This is a genomic window from Komagataeibacter kakiaceti JCM 25156, assembly GCF_000613305.1.
On the sequence record NZ_BAIO01000486.1, the window covers coordinates 1 to 1,759 of the forward strand.

The 1,759-nt window shown below is 66.6% G+C and carries 2 protein-coding genes and 1 pseudogene; 2 read left to right on the plus strand and 1 reads right to left on the minus strand.

Features of this window, described 5'->3' with window-relative positions; all coding sequences use genetic code 11:
• A pseudogene (locus JCM25156_RS15670) lies at window positions 1–518 on the plus strand (iron exporter MbfA); the annotation flags it as partial.
• A 73-nt stretch (window positions 519–591) separates the two neighbouring features.
• On the plus strand, window positions 592–1,236 hold the full coding sequence (locus JCM25156_RS15675) for a LolA family protein (protein ID WP_025813827.1): 645 nt from the start codon (window positions 592–594) through the stop codon (window positions 1,234–1,236).
• 10 nt (window positions 1,237–1,246) lie between these two features.
• On the opposite strand, the gene rsmI is transcribed toward JCM25156_RS15675, so the two are convergent.
• Window positions 1,247–1,759, minus strand: a 513-nt coding sequence (gene rsmI / locus JCM25156_RS15680; protein ID WP_025813829.1) for a 16S rRNA (cytidine(1402)-2'-O)-methyltransferase, incomplete at its 5' end; no start/stop codon positions are given.

Consider the following 1,759-nt stretch of genomic DNA (forward strand, 5'->3'; position numbering starts at 1 on the left):
TCGAGCATGACCGCCTGCCAGACGGCAAGCGCGAAACCGAGGATGAAGGCGCGCGCCGCCGTTTCGTGCTCCAGATTGTCCAGCCCGGTCTCGTGGGGCTTATGGATGGTTCGGTTTCCACGCTCGCCCCCGTTTTTGCCGCCGCCTTCGCCACGCACCTGCCGTGGAACGCCTTTCTGGTGGGCATGGCGGCATCGGTCGGGGCCGGTATTTCCATGGGATTCGCCGAGGCGCTGTCCGATGACGGCAAGCTGTCGGGCCGGGGCGCGCCGCTGCTGCGTGGTCTGATCTGCGGTCTCATGACCACGGCGGGCGGGATCGGGCATACGCTGCCCTTCCTGATCGATGATTTTTCGGCCGCGATGCTGGCCGCCGTGATCGTGGTGGTGATCGAACTGTTCGTGATTTCATGGATACGCTGGCGCTATCAGGAAACACCTTTCGGCTCGGCCGTGGTGCAGATCGTGATTGGCGGGCTGCTGGTCTTTGTCGCGGGTGTGCTGATCGGCAGTTCCTGATCCACCCGCCTTGATCTTGAGCGTCCGTTGGGGCACCACTGGCCGGTACCATCTGCATGGATTGCCCCCTGTCATGAAATTCCTTCGTCCCGTCGCCACCGCCTGCGCGCTGGCCTGCCTGTCCGCTGGCGTCCTGCGCGCACCCGCCGCCGGGGCGCAGGAACAGATGGCGGTTGGCGCGTCCGATCAGGACCATGCCCTGCTGGAGCGCGTGGAGCATCATCTGGACGCGATCAGCCTGCTCAAGGCCCGTTTCCGCCAGACCGCGCCCGATGGCAAACAGACAACCGGCACCGCGTGGATCGACCGGACGAATCGCCGCATGCGGTTCCAGTACGATCCCCCCAGCCCGCTGCTGCTGGTGGCCAGTCACGATCAGGTCGTGTTCAATGACAGCCAGCTTGACCAGACCACCACCATGCCCATGGACAAGACGCCGCTGGGGCTGCTGCTGCGCCCGCATCTCCAGCTATCGGGTGATGTGACCGTGACCGGCCTGTCGCGTGATGGCAATGCGCTCGGCATCACGGTGGTGCGCACCGAGTCCCCCGGGGATGGCAGCCTGACCCTGCTGTTCCATGACAGCCCGCTGCTGCTGCGCGGCTGGATCATTCAGGACGCGCAGCAGGAAAGCACCCGTGTCGATCTGCTCGACATCCACACGGGCGGGGCGATGCCGCCGGATTCGCTGTTCAGCACCGACCTGCCCGAACACTGAGCCGTAGGGGCTATGACGCCCCGCGCGCCAGTTCCAGCGCGCGGGCATAGACCGTGCGGCGCGGCAGGCTGGTAATGCCCGCCACCAGGGCCGCCGCGTCCTTGACCGACAGGGTCTGCAACGCCGCGCGCAACTGGCTGTCCAGATCATCGGCCGTGCCGTCATCATGCGGCGGGGGGCCAAGCACGACGGTAATCTCGCCCCTTGCCGGGTTTTCGGCATAATGGGCGGCCAGTTCCGCTACCGTGCCGCGCCGTACCTCCTCAAAGCGTTTGGTCAGTTCGCGCGCCACGGCGGCCGGGCGTGCGCCCCCCATGACGGCGGCAAGACTCGCCAGCATTTCCGCTAGCCTGTGTGGGGCTTCATGCCAGATCAGGGTGGCGGACAGGCCCGCGCATTCCGCCGCGTGCAGTTGTGAAAGCACGCTACGCCGCGCCGCCTCACGCGGGGGCAGGAAGCCCGAGAACATGAAGGGATGCGGCGGCAGGCCGGACAGGGTCAGCGCCATGACCGCCGCATTTGC

Excerpts from the sequence above, each read along its gene's own strand:
- JCM25156_RS15675 (WP_025813827.1), top strand. The coding sequence starts at position 592 with ATGAAATTCCTTCGTCCCGTCGCCACCGCCTGCGCGCTGGCCTGCCTG.